Source organism: Phocaeicola sp. HCN-6420, assembly GCF_037890145.1.
Classification (GTDB): Bacteria; Bacteroidota; Bacteroidia; order Bacteroidales; family Bacteroidaceae; genus Phocaeicola.
The window spans coordinates 184,438-190,437 of record NZ_JBBKBJ010000003.1 but is presented as its reverse complement, the minus strand read 5'-3'; the positions used below and the strand labels follow the sequence as shown (position 1 = coordinate 190,437).

Sequence of the window (6,000 nt, the reverse complement as noted above, 5' to 3'; positions counted from 1 at the left end):
CATTTTAAACTTAACTCTGTAGTCTTAAATATACACATAGACAAAAAAGATAATGCCAAAACAAATAGTATAACATTCAATATATATTTCAGTTTCATATTACTTTTAATGTTCCCATGGTTCAGTTTAATCTATTTTCTCTAATTCAATTGTAGCTACTTTCTCTTTATCCGGACTAATTTCATTCTGTATAATGGTTATATGTTTTTGGGTATAGCTTTTGATAATCCAAGGGGCTCCACCCAAATATAAAGCATTGCTATTAAAGGTGATATATTTCCCTTCTATTGTATAAGTAATATCAATTTCATCGTAACCTTCCCAATTTACTTTTCCTTTCCGAGTATCTATAAATTGCATACCGACCCCCATATTTTGTACTGTCCAAGCCTCACAATGCCCTGTTCCACGCCATGAAGTCTGATAAAGTGCTTCGGGGGTTAATTCATTTGTCTGTTCATTATCATCATCGCAGCTTATAAAACTGAATGTACATAGGAATAGCATAAATATTCCAAGAATTTCTTTTGTTTTCATATTCTCTTTTTTATCTCTTGTTTAACTCATTCAATCTTTATTTTGTTTCTTCGTTGAACCAACCAAAGATAAGACAAAGATAAAAAGAAGAATCCTTTGGCAAATTAAGACGCTCTTGGAATATTGTTATGAATGCAAATTTCTAAACCTATGTTTATTTTTTGTTGTCAAAACTTTGCTTGCGTCTTATTCGGCTCATGTGTACGGGTGTAATTTTGAGGTAGGATGCTATTTCTTTTAGTGATACCATTTGGAGGATTGCAGGGCATTTTTTTAAAAGTTGGAGGTAACGCTCTTCCGGTGTGAATCTGAATAAATCCAAATAACGTGAATATGATTGGAAATACATCTGTTCGGCTGCGATACGGGCTATCTGTTGGCTTTCTTTGTTCTCCTCGAATTTTTGCTGTAAGAATGCAGAAGAACAGATGTAAATCTCGCACGGGATTATCGCCTGTATATTCAATTCTGATTTCATGCCATATAAGCAAGTGGGATAATCGGCTATAAATTCATTTGAAAAGGAAAAACCGACATTATACGGCTTGTTTTCTGTCCGGTTGGTGCAACTGTATTTGACTACACCTGACAAGATAAACCCGAAGAAAGAACAGGCATCACCTTCATGGAGAATAAACTCATTCTTTTTATAATGTCGTAACTCTCCATGTTTCAGACACAACTCCTTGAAGAAATCTATGTCTATGTTACTCATATATGAGTTGAATTCGGCTATCATTTGTATATAAGAGAAATGTTTAGAGGTTTTATCCCGATTTAGTTACCGCAACCGGGTAATTATACTAAATAGTTGATTTTCTTTTGTTTTCTGCGGATGCAAAGGTACAAAAGAAAATGATATTTCAGACAGTCTTTTCCGTTTCAAACGACAAATCCCGGAACCTGAATATACGCCCAGTATCTATCCGTTCAATCTGCCCAAGTATCTCTTTTCTGAATGAAGCCATATTTATGTTCCTTGATTTTATTTACAAAGATAGTGTGATATAATTACCATGTAAAAACATAATGAATATTTTGCTGGTGATATTCTAAATTCTGCGAATAATGTTCGCAGTAATTACCGTACCCGGACAATTTCAGACACCGCAGGACAAATTCGGACAGCCCTTGCCGCCCGTCCAAATATAGCATATTTAGTCGCTACCTTTGGGCGGGACTATTCCCGTAACCGCTAAAATTTCAATTATTTATGACAAACAGAATGACCCCGCCCGCAGAGGGGCAGGAAAAAGACGTGCTGCTGGTCTTGGATAAACAGCAGGGCAAGGTGAGTGCCGTTAAGGGTATCGACAAGGAGGGCAATTTGCAGACCGTACCGCCGACACAGGGCGGCGAGTTCATGCAGGTGGACAAGAACAGCGATGTGTTCAGCAACTTCATTTCCAATTTCTTCCGCAAGTTTCAGGACACTTCCGGACTGGAACTTTTCAGTGTCAAGGCTTCCCAAGCGGAGCAGGACGCAAAGGCAATCGAGGACAACCACCGCAACCCCACACCGGAGGGCGGCAAGCGGGCTGAAATGCTTCGAGTTCCGAAGCCCGACTTCCACGAGTTCAAGCAGGGCTACCGCTTCGACCCGGCAAAAATCGACTGGGAGAACCTGAAAAAAGTCGGCATCACCGCCGACACCCTGAAAAACACGAAGGACTTCGACCGGGTGATGCGTGGCTACAAGTCCCGCAACACCTACACCGTTTCGGGGACGGTGGGCGGCTTCTACCTCAAACCTACCGATGTCAAGCTCTCTTTCTATCAGGCAAAGGACGGCACGGTAGTACCCAAGCTGCACGGCGTGCAGCAGGACGAGAAACTGTTGCAACGCCCGTTCCACGAACACGGGTTCACCAAGCAGGAGCAGGGCAACTTGCAAGGCACTGGCAACTTGGGCGGCATCGCTGAAATCAAAGACCCGAAAAACGGCGAGCAAATCCCCGTGTTCGTCAGCCGGGACAGGTACACGCACGAACTGGAGTATATGCGGGCTGACAAGTGGAAATGCCCCGACACCATTTGCGGCGTGAAAGTCAGCCCGGAGCAGAAAGCCGCCTTTGAAGCCGGGCAAGCGGTGAAAATGGAAAACCTGCAATTCAGGGACGGCACGAAGCGCAGTGCCTATTTGCAGGTCAGCGCAGTGGAGCGTGGCTTGGAGTTCCTGCCGAGGTCTGCCGTCCAGTTCTTGCAGCAGGGGCAGCAGCCCGCAGAGCAGCAGGTAGCCGGGATAAAGGACGGCAAGGGCGTTGAGTTCAACGGTCATGTGCAGCCCGGCGCACAAGGCAAATCCCCCGACAAGGTGCAGCCGAAAGACGTTACCCCCGCCGCCGAGAGCCGGACGCAGGTAGCGGTCAATTCGGAGGGCAAGACCAACGAAGCCACCAAACAGGGCAAAGAGCCGCTGAAACAGGGTCAGGACAAGCCCACCGCCAAGCAGAAAGAGAAGCAGGACAAGAGCCTGAAAGCGGACAAACCCAAGAAGTCCAAAGGAATGAAAATGTAGTACCCACCTTAAAAAGTAAAGAATTATGATTGCATTGATAGCAGAGAAGCCCAGCGTGGCAAAGGATATCGCCCGCATCATCGGGGCGACCCAGCGTAATGACGGTTATCTTTCCGGCAACGGGTATATGGTGACATGGGCGTTCGGCCACTTAATCCAGCTTGCCATGCCGGAAGCCTATGGCGTGGCGAACTTCCGCAGGGAGAGCCTGCCCATACTGCCGCCCGATTTCCAATTAATCCCCCGTCAGGTGAAAGCGGAGAAAGGCTACAAGGCAGACCCCGGCGTTCTGAAACAGTTGAAAGTGATAAAGGAAGTGTTCGACCTGTGCGACCGGATTATTGTCGCCACCGATGCCGGTCGTGAGGGTGAGCTAATCTTCCGCTACATCTTCCATTACCTGAACTGCCGAAAACCATTTGTGCGCCTGTGGATAAGCAGCCTTACCGACAAGGCAATCCGTGAGGGGCTGGATAACTTGCAGCCGGGAGAATGTTACGATAACCTCTACCTCTCTGCCAAGTCCCGCAGCGAAGCGGACTGGCTGATAGGGATAAACGCCACCCAAGCGTTGAGCGTAGCCGCTGGGCAGGGAGTGTTCTCGCTGGGCAGGGTGCAGACACCCACGCTCGTGATGATATGCAGCCGCTATTTGGAGAACAGGAATTTCGTACCCGCCAAGTTTTGGCAACTCAAAGCGGCGACCGCCAGCGGGGGAATAAGTTTCACCGCCCAATCGACCGCCAAGTGGGAACAGCAGCCCGAAGCCATAGCCGCCCTGCAACGGGTTAAAGATGCTGGACAACTTGCCGTGAAATCCGTTGAGAGGAAAGAAGCCAGCCAAGAACCGCCGCTTCTGTACGACCTTACCACGCTGCAAAAGGAAGCGAACACGAAGCTGAACTTTTCGGCTGACAAGACGCTTTCCATAGCGCAAAGCCTGTATGAAAAGAAAGTGATGTCCTATCCGAGAACCGGAAGCCGCTATATATCGGAGGACGTTTTCGATGAAATGCCGGAGCGTGTCGCCCTGTTAGGGCAATACCCCCGCTTTGCCGGGTATGCCGCCGGGCTGGACGGCACACCCCTGAACCGCCGCAGCGTGAATGACGGCAAAGTGACCGACCACCACGCCTTAATCATTACCGAGAACCTGCCCGGCGAACTCACCAAAGACGAGCGGGCGGTTTACGAGCTGGTAGCCGGGCGTATGCTGGAAGCCTTTTCGGGCAAGTGCGTGAAAGACGTTACCACCGCCATATTGTCGGCTGGAGATACCGACTTCACGGTAAAAGGGTCTGTGATGAAAGTAATTGGGTGGCGTGCCGTGTTCGGCGAGCAGGAAACGGGCGGGGACGAAGAAGCCGCCAGCCTGCCGCCGCTTCAAGAGGGCGAAAGCCTGCCGATTTCCAACGTGGAACTGTTGGAGAAGCAGACCAAGCCGAAACCGCTGCACACGGAAAGCAGCCTGCTTGCCGCAATGGAGAACGCCGGAAAGGAACTGGAAGATGCCGAACTGAAAGCCAGCCTGAAAGATGCCGGGATAGGCACGCCCGCCACCCGTGCGGCGATTATCGAAACGCTGTTCGCCCGCCAGTACATCGTGCGTGAAAAGAAGAACCTTGTGCCTACCGACAAGGGGCTTGCCGTTTACAAGATAGTCAGGGACAAGAAGATTGCCGATGTCGAAATGACGGGTATGTGGGAAACCGCCCTTTCCAAGATAGAAGCGGGCAGCATGGATGCCGACACGTTCCGAAAGGGTATCGAGGTGTACGCAACGCAAATCACGGCGGAACTGCTTTCGGTACAATTATCTGTTGCGGGCGGTGAAACCTGCCCCTGCCCGAAATGCGGTAGCGGGCGCATCCTGTTCTACCCGAAAGTGGCGAAGTGTTCCAACGTGGACTGCACGCTTACCATATTCCGCAACAAATGCGACAAGCAGCTTTCCGACAAGCAGATTGTCGAACTGGTGACGAAACGAAAGACCGGGCTAATCAAGGGCTTCAAGGGCAAGAACGGCAAGGTTTTCGATGCTTCGCTGGTACTGGACGAGCAGTTCAATGTCGGTTTTTCATTCCCCGAAAAGAAAGCGAAACCGAAGAAATAGCCTATCTTTGCCGCTGAAATTTCATTGTGATAGGTTTTGCAACTTATAATAATTGAAATTTTAGTGGTTGCGCCCGGCGGGAACCGGGCGCATTTTTTATACGCTCCCGCCAAACAGGTAGGTCGAACAGACCACCCCGTTATCCAGCACCCTGCTTTCCGAGAGTTTCCAATGTGAGCCGGATGTTTCCCCGATAAAGCCGATGCCTTTGCCCGCCATGACCGGGACGGTGTATATTGTCAGGCTGTCCAGCAACCCGGCTTTAATCAATGAAGTAAGCAGCTTGCCGCCGCCCACCACCAGCATGGCGGTTTCCTGTTTCAATTCATAAATTCTTTGCAGCGGTTCTTCGGTCAGGAACTCCACGCCGCAGTCCGGCGTCACGTTGGTGTCGTAGTGTGACACCACAAAAGACCGCTTGCTTTTGTGCGGCCACCCGCCCCAGTGTTCAAAGATGTAGTTGTAGGTGTTCGCCCCCATAAGCAGGCAGCTTGCGGCGGCGTGTTCCCTTGCCGCCAGTTCCTTGACCTCACGGGGCATCCAGTCCAGTTCATAGTCCGGCGTGGCGGTATGCCCGTCCAGCGATACGGCGATGTGCGCTTTGATTTGTTCCATATTGTCAGGTATTAAAGTGATATAAATCCCTACTGTCTTTGCACGTTAGCCGCCACCTAAAAAGAAAGCGTGGCATGACGCTGTTTCAAAGTAGAGGTACTGGCATACCCAAATGTGGAAACAGTGCAGCCACGCTATGACAAACGCATAGCATATCCTGCGCTGAATATCCCCACATTTTGAAAAGTGCCAGTTTTCTACTTTGGGACGTTCGGCG

General features: G+C 49.4%; 5 protein-coding genes. 2 read left to right on the top strand and 3 right to left on the bottom strand.

Annotated elements, in window-relative coordinates; genetic code table 11:
• Positions 1-126: 126 nt before the first annotated feature.
• Both WKT12_RS03690 and WKT12_RS03685 read right to left on the bottom strand, forming a co-directional pair.
• The gene (locus tag WKT12_RS03690) at positions 127-537 is read right to left on the bottom strand and encodes a hypothetical protein (RefSeq protein ID WP_117749024.1); all 411 of its coding nucleotides are present in this window, start codon (positions 535-537) and stop codon (positions 127-129) included.
• 154 nt (positions 538-691) lie between these two features.
• Entirely contained in the window at positions 692-1,276 is a 585-nt protein-coding gene (locus tag WKT12_RS03685) for a Crp/Fnr family transcriptional regulator (RefSeq protein ID WP_117749025.1), read from the bottom strand.
• Positions 1,277-1,750: 474 nt separating this feature from the next.
• Here WKT12_RS03685 and WKT12_RS03680 point away from each other — a divergent pair, with 474 nt between their 5' ends.
• Entirely contained in the window at positions 1,751-3,055 is a 1,305-nt protein-coding gene (locus WKT12_RS03680; RefSeq protein WP_118404850.1) for a DUF4099 domain-containing protein, read from the top strand.
• Between the two features lie 25 nt (positions 3,056-3,080).
• Complete coding sequence (gene topB, locus WKT12_RS03675) at positions 3,081-5,168, top strand: type IA DNA topoisomerase (protein ID WP_118404851.1); 2,088 nt, start codon at positions 3,081-3,083, stop codon at positions 5,166-5,168.
• Between the two features lie 96 nt (positions 5,169-5,264).
• On the opposite strand, the gene WKT12_RS03670 is transcribed toward topB, so the two are convergent.
• A complete protein-coding gene (locus WKT12_RS03670) occupies positions 5,265-5,783 on the bottom strand; it encodes a dihydrofolate reductase family protein (RefSeq protein ID WP_118113267.1) in 519 nt (172 codons plus the stop codon).
• Positions 5,784-6,000: the final 217 nt, after the last annotated feature.